We start from the raw sequence: 15182 nt of genomic DNA on the forward strand, positions 1-15182 counted from the left end.
GCCAGCCCGCTCAGAGATGTGTATAAGAGACAGGTCGTGCCCCGGCAGGACCACGCCGAGGACGCGACCGTGACCGTCGGCGTCACCGAGGACGCCGACATCCCCGGCGAGCTGACCGAGATCCCGCAGGCTTCGGAGACAAACAAGTACGTCGCCTCGATGTACTCGGAGTGGGCGGGGTTCCCGCCGCCGCTGACCAACGGCGGGCTCAACGAACACGGCGTCGCCGCCCGCGATATCTGGTCGCCCTCGCGGGCCGAACTCGTCGAGCTAGCCGAGGAGGAGGCACCTCAGACTGGCCCCCAGTACTCCGACCTCGCGAAGGCGGCGATGGAGCGGGCCTCGAGCGCCCGGGAGGCCGTCGAGGTCGTCGGCGGGCTGATGGACGAGCACGGCTACTCGACCTACGGCGGAAACTCTCACCTGTTCGCCGACGAGGACGAGGGGTGGGTGTTCATCAACTTCGCCCACCCAGACGGCGATCTCTGGGCGGCCGAACGGCTCGGCGCCGACGAGGTCCGGGTGTCGTACTTCGGGTATATCCGCGAGTTCCCCGTCGACCACGAGGACGACCCCGACTTCGTGGGTTCGGATCGGCTGGTCGAGTTCGCGGAGGAACAGGGGTGGTGGGACGGCGAGGGCGACACCCTCGATCTGTTCGAAGTCTACGGCCTCGGGGAGTTCCCCGCCGAGGCCGACGAGTACGACGCGCCGGAGTTCTACCAGGACGCGCGCTATCCGCCCGCCCGCGAGGAGGAACTCCGGGAGCTGGCCCCGGTCAGCCTCGAGGACATGCTCGCGCTGGTGCGGGACCCCCGCTGGGCGACCGACCACGCGGGCTACGGTCAGGTCGCCCACCTGCGGCCCGACACTCGAGAGGAACTCCAGACGCTGTGGACCGCCGTTACGAGCGCCGCGACGACGCCGTACGTCCCGATTCCCGTCGGCGTCGAGGAGGTCCCCCCGGAGTTCCGCCAACACCGGTATCTCACCACGAACTCGGCCGCGAACTTCCTCGACGAGGAGTGGAAGCTCCAGGAGGCCACCCGGTACGCGACCCGGGAGTTCAAACGCCTGCTGTACTTCACCTCGGCCGACCCCGAGGCGTTCTACGCCGACGTTGTGGGCGCCATCGAGGGCTTCGAGCAAGAGGTGCTCGAGGAGCGCGACGACGTCGAGGCCAACGCTCGTGAGCTGTTCGAGGCCGGCGAGGAGCGGGCGGCCTGCGAGTACCTCACGGAGGACACCTCGAGACGACTGCTCGAGAGCCTGCGACTCGGAACGACGCTGGCGATGGACGTCGAGGCCGACCTCCGCGAGCGCATCGAGATCCCGAAACCCGAGGGCCGACCCGAGCCGGGCGAGACGACGCCGCCGACCAGCCAGTCGATGGACGAGGGGCCCGACACCGAGAAGGTCCACGTCTACAGCGCGGATCTCCACGCCGATTACCCGCGGGAACACGGCGTCTACACCAACGAGGCCGACGGCGTTCGGGACGGGCGCTCGAAGCCGGCGCCAACACTCGAGGACGAGTAGCTCGGCGCTTCGGACGAGATTTTCGAACACCACCTCGAGCAGCGGTGCAGGTTCCGCCTCTCGATCGGCGATCGAACGACCTGCAGTGGCCGGAGTTCCGTACGATCACGCCTACGAGTTCCAGCCTCAGACCGGAGACGTTCGCTCGAGGTCCTGTTCGAGGACCGCATTGACGACCGCTCCGAGGAGAAGAAGAGTACTGGCGAAGTACAACCACGTGAGAAACAGCAAGACGCCGCCGATGACACCGTACGCCTCGAACCCGGCAGCATAGCTGCTGTACAGCTGGAATCCGGCCTGGAGAAACAGCCACCCGACGGAAACGACGAGCGTTCCCGGCAGCGCTGCGGCGAGACTCATCTGCTGGGGTGGCATGACGTAATACACCGGGAGAAACACGATCGTGAGTCCAACCACCAGAACGGTCCAGCCGACGAGATCGACGTACGGAAGCTCGACGATGGTCGGACGACTGATGAACGTTCCAGCGCCGACCATGAGACTCACGCCGACGCCGACCAGCCCCAGCACTACGATTCCGTCGAGAATTTGGCGCGTGAACGGCGTTTCCACGTCCGCCGCGTAGACCTCGTCGAACGCCATATCGATCGCTCGAACGACTTTGACCGCCGACCACGCTAAGCCGAGCACGCCGACGATCGACGCGCCGACTTGCCCCGACTGGTTCTCGAGCGTCTGATTTACGATCTCGCGGCCGGACGCCGAGAGATGCTCTTCGACCGCAGCGATGATTCGCTCGGCGAACGCTTCCTCGCCGACGAACGATCCGATCGCCAGCGTTAGCAGTAGCAACGGGATGATCGAAAAGAACGCGTAGTACGCGATGCTGGAAGCGTAGAAGGTGATGTGTTCGTCGCTCGCTCGCGACGCGATCGTTCGGATACTGTCAAGACGGCTCATAGAGGGCGTACAGGGGGGTCGAAAAAGTCGCTGAGCGTGGACGTTGCAAGGCAGCGCACCGAAGGGGGACGGAGGTGGCCTCTTCGGCCTCCCAGGACCCGCGTTCCCAGCTACTACTCTCTCAAAACTACCGACGCGATCCGCAGCTATCGGAATGGACCGTTACGGCGCTACTCCTTCCGGCGGGCCTCGAGCACCAGTTCGGCGATTCGTTCGGGCTCCTCGGTCGCCAGCCGGAGCACCGCGTCGTGGATCTCGCGGGTTTCCTCGTCGACGACGTCCTCGCGAGCCAGCGTCGGCGTGATCGTCGTCCGCAGCTTCTTCTCGAAGGCGTCCCAGGTCTCGCCGCGGGCGTACAGCGGGCGCTGGCGGACCGCGTCGTACTCGAAGGCGGGGCCACTCTCGGCGGGCGTCGACTCGACCGAACCCGCGTCCTTAGCATCCTCGGATTCGACCGACTCCTCGTCGACGAACGCGGTCTCGACTGTCTCCTCGTCGTCTTCGACGTTCGGCGACTCGGCGGTCTCGGCCTCGAGGTCGTCGAACGGGTTGCTCACCGTCGAACACCTCCCTGGGCGACGACCTCAGCGAGTTCCTCGTAGGCGGCGATCTGGTCGGAATCGGGCGCATAGTCCTGCAGGGGTTGTTCGTGGCTCAGCGATCGGGAGAGCGCCGCCCGGTGGCGAATGCCCGGCTTCGGGGCCTCGAGCTCGCCGGCGTCGATGCGCTCGAACTCGTCGGCGGTAATCCGGGCGAACTCGGGGACGACCTCCGGTAGCGGCTGACCGGGGTTGACCTCGTGTTCGGCCGTGTTCAGGCTCTCGAGCAGTTCTCGGGCCTCGGTGCGTTGATCGATACGGTCCTCGAGTTTGTTCGGGACGATCGCGAGGACCTCGACGTCGATGTACTCGCGGGCGGGCTCGATCAGCCGCTCCATCGTCCGCTTGTAGCCGCCGATGGCGCTCGAGCCGGGCTCGATCGGGATCACGACGTTGCCCGTCGCGACCAGGGCGTTGTTGTTGAGCATCCCGGGGTAGGCCGGACAGTCGAAGACGACGTAGTCGTAGGCCTCGCCCAGCAGGGGATCGACGATCTTGGACTTGACGCGGGCCGAGCCCTGCATCGCGCCCGCCAGTTCGGTCTCGACGTCCTCGAGGGAGTCCGAGGAGGGCAGCAGGTCGAACCCGTACCCCGTCTGCCGGATGATGTCGTGGGGCGTAGCGTCGCCCTCCAGAATGACGTTTCCGAGATCCGTCTCGCTGTGGTAGGCCTCCTCGAACCCGAGGCCGTTCGTCGCGTGTCCGTTCGGGTCCAGATCGACGAACAGCGTCGATCCGCGTTCCGCGAGCTGCCGTGCGAGGTTGATCGAGGTTGTCGACTTTCCGACACCGCCTTTCAAGATGACTACGCTTACCGCGCGTGGCTCGTCTGTCATGGTGTATTCCCATCCACTGAATGAGAGCTCCCTACTCGTCCGTGAACGTCACTCTCAGCGGATACTGGACACAGCTGATGAGAGGCACATAACCCTGCCGACTTCGCTACAATAGCTCACATAGCTTCAATAGGTGCAGTAGCTAAGCTACCTATTATACTGTGGAGCGCTGACTCGAGCCGTCTCCGACGTGTCGTTCGCGTGATCGCATCGGAGACCCGCAAACCCTTTTGGTAGCAGATGGCCTAGGTCCGATCATGTACGTCCGAGACGCCAAAAACAGGGAGGAGGTCTGGCTGCTCGACCACATCGAGTCGATGGGGCTCGACGATACGGCGTTTCGCTCCCGCGACTACGTGGTCGCCGTCGACGAGGTCTCCGGCCAGAAGGCGGGGTTCGGACGGATTCGGATCCACAGGACCGACCCCGAGGAGGAGGGACCGAACGAGGTCTGCGAGCTGACCAGCATCGGCGTCCTCGAGGGATGGCGCGACCAGGGCGTCGGCGCCCACGTCGTCGAACGGCTGCTCGAGTACGCCGGCGACGAGGGGTTCGACACCGTCTACGCGCTGACCGGCGAGAGCGCCTACCTTGCCCGGTTCGGCTTCCGCCGGATCGACGCCGAGCAGCTTCCGGCACCGCTCGAGAAGCGCCACGACGAAAAACGCGAGCGGATCGATCCCGAAGCGGTGCCGTTAGCGATCGAGGTCGAGCGGTTCCGGATGCCGGAGCGACTCCGAGAGGCGTTCAAGCAAGCGACGGAACAGCCCGAAGAGGAGGACGACGACGAGAGCGCCGAGGACTTCGGTATCGACCCGGAGACGGCGACGTACAAGTACGATACGGGTCGGTGAGGCTTAGGCTCGCGTGTCCTCGACCGCCGGCGTCCCGTCCTCGACGCCCTCGTACTTGTCCTCGAACTCCTGGATGAGCTGGCCCATCTTCGCGTACCAGTCGTTCAACATCCGCTGCATGTCGTTTGCAATCTGGGTCGGGTCGGTCGGGTAGTAGACGTGGTAGTAGCCGCCCTGGTCGTAGTTGACCTGTTCCTTCTGGATGAACCCGCTCTGGAGCAGCCGCTGGATCGCTCGGTACGCCGTCGAGCGCTCGCGGTCGACTCGCTCGGCGACTTCGTCGATCGTCAGCGGCTCCTCGCTCTCGACGAGCGCCCGGAAGCAGTCCTTGTCGAGCTGTTTGAGACCGTGGATGCACTCGAGCAGCCCCTCGCACTGCATGTCCTGCTGGAGTTGTTCCGCCATCGAGTTTGCCATTGTTGACTCGAGGTAGGATCCCCGTCGGTATAAGGGTTGTGCGAATATTGTACAAAGTCGAGGAACCACTTCGTGTGCCGTTGAGTTTGCCGTTTCGAGCGCTAGCGTCTTTGTCGAAACCGCTCGACGGCGTTCCGAAAGGTTACCCGTTAGAATTGTGGGACTCGATCAAGAGTTACCCTCCGACGCCCGGAATCCCACGGCTTTCAGCTCGTATCGGTCGTGGGTAAGGGCTGCGGTCGTAAGCGCTTCCCGAGCGTGATTCGCCGCAGAGTGGACTCGAGGGAACGCCAATCTCCCGGATCAGGAACCGGCTCACCGAGGCGATTGAACTGACGGCCGCGGGTGGCAACTCGCCGGCTACCGCGGCGAACCGCCCAGCGCGCGATCCGTCCTCCGGGAGTTCGAGGAGCGATCCGGGAGGAATGGGCTCGAGGCGATCGTTCGAACGGAGAGCCCGCTTCGAGGGGCTGCAACCGCCCGATAGAGAGCGATCGTAGCGCGCCGACAGCCCTCTCAGCCGTCGAACCGGAGCAGCCGCAACCCGATCAGGCTGACCAGCACGGTCGATCCCTCGTGGCCGACCACCGCGACCGGCAGCGGGATCCCCGCCGTGAGGATCGCCACGATCATGATCGCGATCGCGCCGAACGCGATGGCGAAGTTGATGTACAGCGTTCGCCGCGTCTCCTTGCTGAGCGCGAACGCGTACGGCAGCCGGTCGAGCCTGTCCGACATGAGCACGATGTCGGCCGTCTCGAGGGCGACGTCGGTTCCGGCCCCACCCATCCCGATGCTGATGTCCGCCGTCGCGAGCGCGGGGGCGTCGTTCACCCCATCGCCGACCATCGCGACGGCCTCGTGGCGCCCCTGGAGCGCCTCGATGTGGTCGACTTTTTCCTCGGGAAGGAGCTCCGCGTACACCTCGTCGATGCCGAGTTCCTCGGCGATATACTGGGCAACCCGTTCGTTGTCACCCGTGAGCATGACGATCTGTTCGACGCCGCGCTCGCGGAGCCGTTCGATGGTCTCGGCCGCGTCGGCCCGGATCGTATCGCTAAAGGCGAGCCAGCCGAGCACCCGCAGGCGATCGTCGGTTTCCTCGACGACGAGGACGCTCGTCTTTCCGCCGCGCTCGAGGTCGCGGACGGCATCGAGACCGGCCTCGAGCCCGTCGACCGATCGTCCCTCGAGTTCGGTCCGGACGTATCGGGGGTTGCCGATGTGAATTGTCCGCCCCTCGACGGTCGCGTGAACGCCCTTGCCGACGACCGCCTCGAACCCGGTCGCCGCGGGGATCTCGAGGCCGCGCTCTCGGGCGGCCTCGACGGTCGCTTCGGCGAGGTGGTGCTCGGACCGGGACTGCACCGCGGCCGCGATGGCGAGCAGCTGCTCGTCGGTTAGTGACTCCCCGGCGACCAGTTCGCCGCGGACCGATCCACCGTCGCCGGAGACGGCGCCTCGAGCGCTCACGTCGGTCAGCCGGGTGTTGCCCTCCGTCAGAGTCCCGGTCTTGTCGAAGGCGACGGCGTCGACGTTGCCCGCCGTCTCGATGTGTTCGCCGCCCTTGAACAGGACACCCTGTCGGCCGCCGGCCGAGATCGCCGAGAGCACCGCCGCCGGCGTCGAGATGATGACCGCACAGGGCGACGCCGCGACCATGAGCGTCATCGCGCGGTAGAACGTCGGTTCGAACGAGTGGTTCAGCACCGTTATCGGGAGCGCGACCGCAACCGCCGTCATCGCGAGGACGCTCATCACGTAGGGCTGCTCGAAGCGGTCGATGAGTTGCTGGGTCGGCGCCCGCTTCTCCTGGGCCCGCTCGACCATGTTGATGAGCCGGGAGATCGCCGACTCCTCCGCTTTGCGGGTGACCCGCACCTCGAGACTGCCCGTCTCGTTGATCGTCCCGCTGAACACCTCGTCGCCGGGTTCTTTCGTCACCGGCACCGACTCGCCGGTGAGCGAGGACTGGTCGACCGTGCTCTCGCCGGACTCGACGACGCCGTCCAGCGGCAGCCGATCGCCGGGACGAACGACGAACACGTCGCCGACCTCGACGTCGTCGATCGGCGTCGTCGTTTCCACCCCGTCGCGGAGGATTCGGGCCGACTCCGGGCGCATCTCGATGAGCGACCTGATCGCGGTTCTCGATCGGCCGATCGCATACTCCTCCAGGACGCCCGACAGCGAGAACAGAAACAGCAACATCGCGCCCTCGAACGGGGCGCCGATAAATAGCGCGCCGAGCGCCGCGAGGATCATCAGCAGGTCGATCTCCACTGCGGGCTCTCGGATGGCCCTGATGCTCTCTTTGAGTCCGTACCAGCCGCCGAAAACGTAGGCGACCGCGTAGCTGCCCCACACGACCGACTCCGGAGCGCCGAACCACCCGCCGAGCAGCCCGCCCACCATCCCGAGAAAGGTGAGCACGACGAACGCCGCCTGCCGCCGGACGATCGGTCGCTCCGTCGGTGTCGGCGACCGGTCGGACCCGATCGAAGCCGCGTTCGAGGACGTCTGCATACTACTACTCGTACCGTCGATCGAATAAGTATTCGTCAGCGGACGACGCACGGCGACGTCCTCGGGATGGGACGGCGGTGGCTTCGATCGTCGTCACTCCCCGTCCCTCCGGAGCGTCCGTTGCCGTCGCTCGAACTCCCCCTCGGCGATGTCTCCGCAAGCGTCGCGTTCGCGGAGTTCCTCGAGCGCCCGACTCGAGGTCCCGGTTCGGTCGCGTGCGGTCGAGCCCCCGTCGCGGCTCGCGGCCCAGGCGGCTGCGATCGCGAGCAGACCGATCGCCAGCAGCGGCCAGAACAGCCAGCCCCAGCTTCCCCAGCCCCCCATCGTTCCGCCGTGGCCCTGCGCGACGGCGGTTCCCGTCATGCCGACGAGGATGGCAACGGTCGCCACGAGCGCTGATACGTCCCGTCCGAACCGCTCGCGTGCGGTCGTCATGGCTTGATCACGTTCGAACATACGATATTGTGGTGTATAGGCATAGTCGTACGTTCCCAGCGAGCCGGAAGTATCGAAGAAACCTCTTGAGGAGTGCTGATTACGGTGGTTCGAGAAGTCATTGACAGCCGAAAGTCGGTTACGAACTCCATGTATTGCTCCACACATACAGATCTGTTATGTCCGACGAGCGCGTACCGTCGTTCGACGATGAGCGACACTGCCGACGACGAGCGAGCGCAGATCCGCGAACGGAAGAAACGGGAACTGCAGCGTCGCCTCGAGAACGGCGGCGACCCGAGCGAGGACGGAGCGGAGACGCCGGCCGAGCCGATCGCGATCGAGGGGCAGGGACACCTCCAGGACGTCGTCGACAGCCACGACGTCGTCCTCGTCGACTGCTACGCCGACTGGTGTGGTCCCTGCAAGATGCTCGAGCCGACGATCGAGTCGCTGGCTGCAGAGACGGACGCCGCCGTCGCGAAAGTCGACGTCGACGCCCACCAGCGGCTGGCCCAACAACTCGGCGCTCGGAGCATCCCGACCCTGGTGCTGTACGTCGACGGCGAACCGGTCGAGCGACTGCTCGGGGCGCAAGACCGGGCGACGCTCGAATCGCTGATCGAGCGACACGGTTAGCTATAGTAGGCACTGAACGTCAGTGCGCGCCCGATCGCACGATGGCTGTGTGGTCGGTGTGCAAACAGTTTCAGTTGCTACTATAGTACCGGAGCGAGCGACCGCGTGACAGCGTCGGCCGCGTGACGATACACCGAAAAGGCTCCGCTCGAAAGGACGGATAATGAAGGTCGGTATCGTCGGAGCTGGGATCTCGGGTCTCTCGCTCGTTCACGCGCTCGAGAAGCGAGACATCGACGTGACGGCGTTCGAGGCGCGCGAGGAGCCCGGCGGGGTCGTACGAAGCCGACGCGTGGGTGACCACGTCGTCGAGCTGGGGCCACAGCGGCTCCGGCTGACGCCGGGGCTCGAGTCGATGGTCGACGACCTCGGTCTCCGCGATCGCCTGGAGTTCGGCGACGACGACCAGCCGATCTACGTCTACCACGACGGCGAGCTGAAGGTGGCGCCGCTATCGGTCCGGGAGGCGCTGACGACCGACCTCCTCTCTCCCGCAGGAAAGCTCCGGATGCTTCTCGAGCCCCTGATGGGACCGCCGCGGCCGAACGATACCGTCGACGAGTATCTGGTTCGAGCGTTCGGGACGCAGGCGGCGCGACGGTACCTCGGACCGCTGTACAGCGGCCTCTACGGAACCGACCCCCGAGATATGCTCGTGGAGTACTCGCTCGGACGCGTCCTCGAGAAGGCCGGCATCGATCGAAGTGTCCTCCTGTGGGTCGCCGGGAAGCTGCTCGAGGATCGCGAGACGCCGCCGATGTGTACCTTCGAGGACGGGCTGGGCGAGCTGACGAACGGCCTGTACGAGGCCCACGCCGACTCGATCCACCTCGAGACGCCCGTCGACTCGATCCGCGAGCGAGCCGACGGGTACGAGCTCCACACCGCCGACGGAAGCGAGCGCGTCGACGAGGTCGTCCTGACGGCGCCCGCCGAGATCTGCGCCGAGTTGCTCGCGCCGGTCGATTCCCAACTGGAGGCGACGCTGCGCCGGTTCAACTACAACCCGATCGGGATGGTCTTTCTCGAGTCGCCGTTCGACGGCACCGGAATCGGGACGCTCGTCCCGCCGGGATCGGACGTCCGGATCAGCGGGCTGACCTGGAACTCGAGTTTCCTCGACCGTGACGGGCTCTTTACGTGCTACATCGATCCGCTGAGCTACCCGGCGCTCGCCGAGGCAGACGACGAGGAGCTGGGACGAGTCGGCGCCGCAGAGTTCGAGCGCATCACCGATGCTCCGGCGACACCGATCCACGTCCACCGCTGGGAGCCCGGAATGCCGGCGTACGACCGCTCGTGGACGGCGACGGACGATCTCGAGCTTCCCAAGGGTCTCCATCTCTGTACGAACTTCGTCGGCCGGCCCGGGATCCCGGGACGTATTCGAACCGCCACGGCGATCGCCGACGAGCTTGACGGCGAGGCGACACCCGCCAAATGAGGGGGCAAGCCGGTCGTGATGGGTGCCAGCGGGAACGGAGTCGGGTTCCGCCTTCGAAGTATCTATACCGGCACCGTCCTAACGGCCGGCTATGACAACCGGCGTCGTCCTGTTGAACTTCGGCGAACCGGCCGTACCGGACCGCGACACGGTGCTCGAGTACCTTTCCCGGATCTTCTTCGACAACGCCGATCTCGAGGAGGCCGACTCCGAGGAGGCCGCCTGGGAGCGCTCGCGGGAGCTGGCCGAGCGACGGCTGCCGAGCCTGATGGAGGAGTACGAGGAGATCGGCGGCTCGCCGCTCCAGGAGCAGGCGGGCGCCCAGGCCGACGCCCTCGAGGACGCCCTGACCGAGCGCGGCCACGAGGTCGAGCTCTACCACGCGATGCAGTTCATGGAGCCGCTGATCACCGACCTCCCGGCGACGCTGGCCGACGACGGGATCGACTCGGTCGTCGCCGTCCCGATCTACCCGCTGTGTGGCCCCTCGACGACGGTCTCCGCCATCGACTCGCTGGAGTCCTCGATCGAGAGCCACGAGGGGTACGAGCCCGAGTTTACGGCCATCACCGGCTGGCACCGGGTGCCCGCCTACAACCGACTCCGGGCTGAGGGGATCCGCGGATTCGTCGAGGAGGAGGGCGTCGACCTCCAGGACCCCGACACCGCGTTCGTCTTCTCCGCACACGGAACCCCGAAAAAGTACCTCGCGGAGGGCAGCCGGTACGACCAGTACGTCGAGGAACACGCGTCGGCGATCGCCAGCATCCTCGGGATCGAGGACTACGAGATCGGCTACCAGAACCACGCCAACCGCGGGATCGAGTGGACCGAGCCCGAGACCGAGGCCGTCGTCGAGGGCTTCGAGGGCGAGGCCGAACGCGTCGTCGTCGAGCCGATGAGCTTCATGCACGAACAGTCCGAGACGCTGGTCGAACTCGACGTCGACCTCCGCGAAGACGCCGCCGACGTCGGCCTCGAGCTCCACCGGGTCCCGGTCCCCCACGACGACCCGCGGTTCGCGACGCTGCTCGCCGACACCGTCGAGCCGTTCCTCTCGGGCTTCGAGCCGTCGTACTACCAGCTCCGCCAGTGCGAGTGTCGGCCCGAGCCGGGCACGTACTGCTACAACGCGGGGCTGCCGCCGCGGTAGCGCATAATTGATAGGCTCGTTTCGCTAGCATTTTTGAGCCCGTTATTTCGGAGTTCGGTACCAGTAGATAGTAACGCGGTTTGTTTATTCAGAACCTCATGTGAAAATGGTGTTGCGTACAGGGGAACGATGTATCAGTCCGGTCCGAACTATCTTTCTGCGGTGGCGCGCGCTGTCGACCGTTCGAACGCCAGTGAGGGCGGTCGACGACACGGTGCGAGGGATGAGCGAACGACCGTAGGGAGTGAGCGAATCGGCTGGGGAGGAGGTGGAGATCCACTGTTTTCGTGCGAGCAAGACCTGATTCCACCGGAATTACCTCGAAAGGGACTGGCTCGCTCGAGGGCTGCGGCTCGCTGCGCGCCTCCTTCGCTCCGCCCGGTGGTGCTTACTTCGCCTCGCTCCTCGAGCGAGCCAGCCCCTTTCAGTCCCACCCAGCGGTGTGTAAGTCGGCACTGCAGGCTCAGCGCTGGACGCTCCCCTCGCATCTGCACGTAATGAATCGGCCAGTTCAGGTTCACGATCTGAGCTGAGTAGATAAATTGTACTACTGACTGTTGGTAGATTAGCCAATGAATAGCGATTAGAGGCTTTTGTACACCGATGGCAGGTTAGATGTGTTGGTGTATAACTTGAGGCAGGTAGCCGAGTGATCGCCCCTTCTTATATTTATGACGGTTCAAAGAATAATAATATGTGGGAAATACATGACTATCGCCTCCTCGCAAAGATGATTTGTTCTAGAGGAAGTTGATATATTGAGTATGTCGGGGAACCTTAGAGATACTCCGCTTGACAGACCTCTGTCATCCTGAGGTGGAAGGTGGCAGGTGCTATTACTGAGAATGTCGGATACATATTAGCGATGATTTCCTTTCTGATATTAGGTGCCGGAACTTATCTTTTTGAGGAAAACGCTGGTCTGCCGGTTTTGCTATCTGGATTGTTGATCTCTTTCTTAGGTACGGCAGTCATGGCCATTCCATCAGTTTCATTTCTTCGTTCTTTTTCAGTCAGGCATAAATTCAACAGATGCATTGAACCAGCGCTTACAAAATTAAAGAACGGAGAGAGTATCGATGAGGGCACCACTGGCTTCCACTTGATTGTATATTATCTCGAGTCAGCATTAGAGAGTGAATTAGGGTGCCCTGATCAAATCAGCCCTACTGGCCGTTATCTGATTACGAATCTCTGGGTTGATGATAACAATGTACCGCCTGAGTCAGTCGACTTAATAGCCGGAGCCTGTGCTCAATCTAACAACAAAAAACTCCAGTACGGATATCGAACCCTCCTCAAAGGGTTTGATTTGGAAAAAGGCCAGCATGGGTTTTCGGAAATTGTTGGTATACTCGAAGAAGCATCTGGTAAGGAATTTGACAGTCCCGAAGTGATACGTGTACATGGGGAATGGCTCATCACTGGGTTGGCGATTGATGAAAGAGTGGTTACTGGTGATCTGGAGTCTGTTGATCTAACTATGGAAAATCTCACTGAGGAGTTAGAAGTCACGTGCCAAACGACAGGTTTGAAAATACTTTGTGCCGGTTTCTTTGTGCAAATTATGGGGACACTTATTATGAATGTGACTGTTACCAATGTGTTTTGAGATTCTGTAATGAAGAAAGTCGTGAGTAGTAGTTGTCCGAGTGAGGGTGGAACTTATTCGTCTCTCGAAACTGACTTCGCCGCCTCGAAGAACGCCTCGACGTTCTCGACGGGGACGTTACGGTCGACGCCGTGGCCCAGGTTCAGAATGTGTCCCGCATCGCCCGCGGCCGCGATAACGTCTCGAGTCCGCTCCCGAACGGTGTCGGGATCGCCGTACAACAGGGCGGGATCGAGGTTCCCCTGGATCGCCACGTCGCCGAGTTCCTCGCGGGCCTCCTCGAGTTCGACCGTCCAGTCGAGGCTAACCACGTCCGCGCCGGTGTCCTCGAGCAGGTCGAGGTTGCCGCTGACGTTGCGGACGAAGGCGATCGTGGGGACATCGACCGCGTCGACGATCTCCTGATGGAGGGGGAGGAGGAATCGACGGTAGTCCGCGGGCGAGAGCAGGCCGCCGTAGGTGTCGAACAGCTGGATCGCGTCGGCGCCCGCCTCGACCTGGAATTGGACGTAGTCGACGATGATGTCGGTAAACGCCCGGAGCAGGCGCTCGAACGCCTCCGGGTGCTCCGCGCGCAATCGGCGGACGTCCATGAACGACCGCGAGGGAGTTCCCTCGCAGACGTAGGCCGCGAGGGTGAACGGCCCTCCAGTAAAGCCCAGCACCGCCGCTTGCTCGCCGAGTTCGTCGCTCAGTCGCTCGAGGAGCTCGCCGACGTACCATAGTTCCTCCTCGACGTCGCCCCGCTCTCTGTGGGTGTCGTCCGGGGACTCGACGGGGTTCTCGACGACCGGGCCGACGCCGGACTCGAGGTGATACGAGAAACCCAGGGGCTCGAGCACGGTGAGAATGTCCGAGTACATGACGATGCCGTCGGGCCGAAACCGCTCCCAGGGCTGGAGGGTGATCTCGGTTGCGATCTCTGGCGTCGAGATCGCCTCGAGAAACGAGTAGTCCTCGCGTAGCTCGCGATACTCCGGGAGATACCGACCTGCCTGTCGCATCATCCACACCGGCGGGCGTTCGGTCCGCTCGCCACGTGCCGCCCGGAGGAATAGCTCTTCCATGACTGGAAGTTGGGTTCTCGAGCGCCTAATAGTTGCGAAACAGGGCGATGGCGCCCCTTCGAGACGCGTCGCTCGGCAGTCGCGTGTCGTCGAGCGAGGGGCGGTCAGTCGGCGCCCGCGGAGGTGGTTCCGGAGGCGGCACGCTGGCTGCGCCAGACACCCTGAACGTAGGCGCCGACGAACATTCCGGCGATCGCCCACAGAATCGTGACGTTGCCGACCCCGAGGCTGGCGTAGGCCGCACCGGGACAGATCCCCGAGAGGCCCCAGCCGACGCCGAAGATCCCACCACCGATCAGCACGTTGCGGTCGAACGACTTCAGCCGACGGCCGTAGGCGGCTCCGGTCAGCGGCGCCCGCTCGCGCAGTCGCGGCACGAGCGCGAACGCCAGGCCGGAGACGACCGCCGCGCCGCCCATCACGAACAGCAGCCCGAAGTCCTCGAACTGCAGGAAGTTCAGGACCACCTCGGGGCGGGCCATGTGGCTGAAGCCGAGCCCGAAGCCGAAGATCAGGCCGCCGAGGAAGATCAGCGGCATGAACAGGGGGTGTCTTTGCTGACTCATACTATGGTGTCACCCCCAGTGCCATCACGACCTGTGCCGTTCCGATCGCGACCGTCAGGAACGTGATCACGCCCACGATCGAGGTCTTCGAGGCCGAGCCGACGCCGCAGACGCCGTGGCCCGAGGTACAGCCCTTGCCGATCCGGGTGCCGATTCCGACGAGGATCCCGCCGAGGAACAGCCGCCAGGGCTGGACGTCGGTGAGCCAGATCGTGAATCCGCCGACCTCACGGAGCTCGCCGGTCGTCCCGGACTGGTAGAGCCCGCTCGAGACAAGCCCGGACTGGAACGTCAGCGCGTAGATCGCCGCGCCGACGACGATCCCCAGGGTGAAGACGACCCGCCAGTCCCGCGAAGCGCGATAGCGCTGGAACCGCGACTGGTCCGAGACGTACGACAGCGTCGACTCGAGGAACGTGCTCGCGCCGGCGGCGATGCCAGTGCCGAGGTAGATGACGACGGCGCCGAGGCCGACGAGCAGCCCGCCGACGGCGTAGCGACTGACTCCGGCGGGAAAGAGGGTCTCGTACAGCGCGGGTGCGATGAGTTCAGGAGCCATGCAGCCGGTCGAGTA

Annotated in this window: 15 protein-coding genes; 6 read left to right on the forward strand and 9 right to left on the reverse strand. The window is 64.2% G+C overall.

Features of this window, described 5'->3' with window-relative positions:
- The first annotated feature begins 18 nt into the window (after positions 1–18).
- Positions 19–1539: a C69 family dipeptidase gene (locus tag C491_RS19030; protein WP_241431367.1), complete on the forward strand. Its 1521-nt coding sequence runs from the start codon at positions 19–21 to the stop codon at positions 1537–1539.
- Positions 1540–1665: 126 nt separating this feature from the next.
- Here C491_RS19030 and C491_RS19035 read toward each other — a convergent pair whose 3' ends face one another.
- The 3 genes from C491_RS19035 to C491_RS19045 form a co-directional block, all read right to left on the reverse strand.
- Complete coding sequence (locus C491_RS19035; RefSeq protein WP_005559326.1) at positions 1666–2460, reverse strand: YihY/virulence factor BrkB family protein; 795 nt, start codon at positions 2458–2460, stop codon at positions 1666–1668.
- Between the two features lie 170 nt (positions 2461–2630).
- A complete protein-coding gene (locus tag C491_RS19040) occupies positions 2631–3017 on the reverse strand; it encodes a hypothetical protein (RefSeq protein ID WP_005559327.1) in 387 nt (128 codons plus the stop codon).
- Complete coding sequence (locus tag C491_RS19045) at positions 3014–3895, reverse strand: ParA family protein (RefSeq protein WP_005559328.1); 882 nt, start codon at positions 3893–3895, stop codon at positions 3014–3016. Before C491_RS19045 ends, C491_RS19040 begins: the two co-directional genes overlap by 4 nt.
- Before the next feature lie 257 nt (positions 3896–4152).
- On the opposite strand from C491_RS19045, the gene C491_RS19050 reads away from it, so the two are divergent.
- Complete coding sequence (locus tag C491_RS19050; RefSeq protein ID WP_005559329.1) at positions 4153–4749, forward strand: GNAT family N-acetyltransferase; 597 nt, start codon at positions 4153–4155, stop codon at positions 4747–4749.
- Positions 4750–4752: 3 nt separating this feature from the next.
- On the opposite strand, the gene C491_RS19055 is transcribed toward C491_RS19050, so the two are convergent.
- The 3 genes from C491_RS19055 to C491_RS19065 all read right to left on the reverse strand — a co-directional run bounded on the left by C491_RS19055 (position 4753) and on the right by C491_RS19065 (position 8127).
- The gene (locus C491_RS19055) at positions 4753–5166 is read right to left on the reverse strand and encodes a helix-turn-helix domain-containing protein (protein WP_005559330.1); all 414 of its coding nucleotides are present in this window, start codon (positions 5164–5166) and stop codon (positions 4753–4755) included.
- Between the two features lie 516 nt (positions 5167–5682).
- Entirely contained in the window at positions 5683–7692 is a 2010-nt protein-coding gene (locus tag C491_RS19060) for a heavy metal translocating P-type ATPase (protein ID WP_005559331.1), read from the reverse strand.
- A gap of 93 nt (positions 7693–7785) precedes the next feature.
- Positions 7786–8127: an SHOCT domain-containing protein gene (locus tag C491_RS19065; RefSeq protein WP_005559333.1), complete on the reverse strand. Its 342-nt coding sequence runs from the start codon at positions 8125–8127 to the stop codon at positions 7786–7788.
- A gap of 210 nt (positions 8128–8337) precedes the next feature.
- Here C491_RS19065 and trxA point away from each other — a divergent pair, with 210 nt between their 5' ends.
- From trxA to C491_RS22770, 4 genes are all read left to right on the forward strand, one after another.
- On the forward strand, positions 8338–8766 hold the full coding sequence (gene trxA / locus C491_RS19070) for a thioredoxin (RefSeq protein ID WP_005559335.1): 429 nt from the start codon (positions 8338–8340) through the stop codon (positions 8764–8766).
- A 163-nt stretch (positions 8767–8929) separates the two neighbouring features.
- On the forward strand, positions 8930–10210 hold the full coding sequence (gene hemG, locus C491_RS19075; protein WP_005559337.1) for a protoporphyrinogen oxidase: 1281 nt from the start codon (positions 8930–8932) through the stop codon (positions 10208–10210).
- Positions 10211–10301: 91 nt separating this feature from the next.
- The gene (gene hemH / locus C491_RS19080) at positions 10302–11363 is read left to right on the forward strand and encodes a ferrochelatase (RefSeq protein ID WP_005559339.1); all 1062 of its coding nucleotides are present in this window, start codon (positions 10302–10304) and stop codon (positions 11361–11363) included.
- A gap of 823 nt (positions 11364–12186) precedes the next feature.
- Positions 12187–12975, forward strand: a complete 789-nt coding sequence (locus C491_RS22770) for a hypothetical protein (RefSeq protein WP_152421388.1) — start codon at positions 12187–12189, stop codon at positions 12973–12975.
- Between the two features lie 53 nt (positions 12976–13028).
- Here the strand turns inward: C491_RS22770 and hemE are convergent, their stop codons facing one another.
- From hemE to C491_RS19095, 3 genes are all read right to left on the reverse strand, one after another.
- Entirely contained in the window at positions 13029–14042 is a 1014-nt protein-coding gene (hemE, locus tag C491_RS19085) for a uroporphyrinogen decarboxylase (protein ID WP_005559341.1), read from the reverse strand.
- Positions 14043–14146: 104 nt separating this feature from the next.
- Complete coding sequence (locus tag C491_RS19090) at positions 14147–14608, reverse strand: DUF6691 family protein (protein ID WP_193787552.1); 462 nt, start codon at positions 14606–14608, stop codon at positions 14147–14149.
- A 1-nt stretch (position 14609) separates the two neighbouring features.
- Complete coding sequence (locus tag C491_RS19095; protein ID WP_005559345.1) at positions 14610–15167, reverse strand: YeeE/YedE family protein; 558 nt, start codon at positions 15165–15167, stop codon at positions 14610–14612.
- Positions 15168–15182: the final 15 nt, after the last annotated feature.

It is taken from the genome of Natronococcus amylolyticus DSM 10524 (genome assembly GCF_000337675.1).
GTDB classification, from domain to species: Archaea; Halobacteriota; Halobacteria; order Halobacteriales; family Natrialbaceae; genus Natronococcus; species Natronococcus amylolyticus.

Excerpts from the sequence above, each read along its gene's own strand:
- C491_RS19035 (WP_005559326.1), bottom strand. The coding sequence starts at position 2,460 with ATGAGCCGTCTTGACAGTATCCGAACGATCGCGTCGCGAGCGAGCGAC.
- C491_RS19045 (WP_005559328.1), bottom strand. The coding sequence starts at position 3,895 with ATGACAGACGAGCCACGCGCGGTAAGCGTAGTCATCTTGAAAGGCGGT.
- C491_RS19050 (WP_005559329.1), top strand. The coding sequence starts at position 4,153 with ATGTACGTCCGAGACGCCAAAAACAGGGAGGAGGTCTGGCTGCTCGAC.
- C491_RS19055 (WP_005559330.1), bottom strand. The coding sequence starts at position 5,166 with ATGGCAAACTCGATGGCGGAACAACTCCAGCAGGACATGCAGTGCGAG.
- C491_RS19060 (WP_005559331.1), bottom strand. The coding sequence starts at position 7,692 with ATGCAGACGTCCTCGAACGCGGCTTCGATCGGGTCCGACCGGTCGCCG.
- C491_RS19065 (WP_005559333.1), bottom strand. The coding sequence starts at position 8,127 with ATGACGACCGCACGCGAGCGGTTCGGACGGGACGTATCAGCGCTCGTG.
- trxA (WP_005559335.1), top strand. The coding sequence starts at position 8,338 with ATGAGCGACACTGCCGACGACGAGCGAGCGCAGATCCGCGAACGGAAG.
- hemG (WP_005559337.1), top strand. The coding sequence starts at position 8,930 with ATGAAGGTCGGTATCGTCGGAGCTGGGATCTCGGGTCTCTCGCTCGTT.
- hemH (WP_005559339.1), top strand. The coding sequence starts at position 10,302 with ATGACAACCGGCGTCGTCCTGTTGAACTTCGGCGAACCGGCCGTACCG.
- hemE (WP_005559341.1), bottom strand. The coding sequence starts at position 14,042 with ATGGAAGAGCTATTCCTCCGGGCGGCACGTGGCGAGCGGACCGAACGC.
- C491_RS19090 (WP_193787552.1), bottom strand. The coding sequence starts at position 14,608 with ATGAGTCAGCAAAGACACCCCCTGTTCATGCCGCTGATCTTCCTCGGC.
- C491_RS19095 (WP_005559345.1), bottom strand. The coding sequence starts at position 15,167 with ATGGCTCCTGAACTCATCGCACCCGCGCTGTACGAGACCCTCTTTCCC.